The sequence below is a fragment of the Italian clover phyllody phytoplasma str. MA1 genome (assembly GCF_000300695.1).
Lineage (GTDB): Bacteria > Bacillota_I > Bacilli_A > Acholeplasmatales > Acholeplasmataceae > Phytoplasma.
The window spans coordinates 1-746 of record NZ_AKIM01000116.1; the positions used below are offsets into that span (position 1 = coordinate 1).

The following is a 746-nucleotide window of genomic DNA, read 5'->3' on the forward strand; positions in this document are numbered from 1 at the left end:
CTAAGACCTTCAAATCGAAGGTCTTTTTTTTATGCCCAAATTTCAATTCAAAGGAGAAAAAAATGAAATTAATAGTTTTTGAAGGCTTAGATGGCAGTGGTAAAACAACTTTAATTCAAAAAATTAGAAAACAATTAGAAAAACAAGGCCACGAAGTAATTACTCTACAAGGGTTAGGCAGTTCCTCCATCGGCCAACCTCTTCGTGATATCTTTTTAACTAATGCCCAATTAAAACCATTAACTCGCTATTTATTGAGTTTTGCTAATATTCAACAAATCCAAGAAGAGGAAATAAAACCACATTTAGAAACTAATAAAATCATTTTAATAGATAGATGGTTAGGTTCTAACTTTGCCTATCAAGCTTATCCTCGCAACATTGATAAAAATTATCAGCTTTTTAATTTACTTAATAAACAATTTATTAAACCAGATATGACTGGTTTATCTCAAAATCAAACCACAATTAGGTTTAGAACGCAAACAAAACCAAAAAGATCATAAATTAGACGTCATAGAAACTCATCCTTTATCATACTTTCGCCAAGTAAGCCAAGGATATGAATTATTCTTAGAAATAAAAAACCTCGGCCACAAATTAATCTTAAAAGAGATGAATAGCAAAACAACATTAACTAACCAAAATCAAATAATCAAACAAATAGGAGAAATAAAGAATGGCAATAATAATTAAGAAAAAATGTCAAAACGGTAATTTATATATCCATTATAGCAACGGCAAAA

At 29.2% G+C, this 746-nt stretch carries 1 pseudogene; it reads left to right on the forward strand.

From position 1 onward, the window contains the following. Positions 1 to 62 precede the first annotated feature (62 nt). Positions 63 to 696 (forward strand): annotated as a pseudogene (tmk, locus tag RI01_RS02805) (dTMP kinase). Positions 697 to 746: the final 50 nt, after the last annotated feature.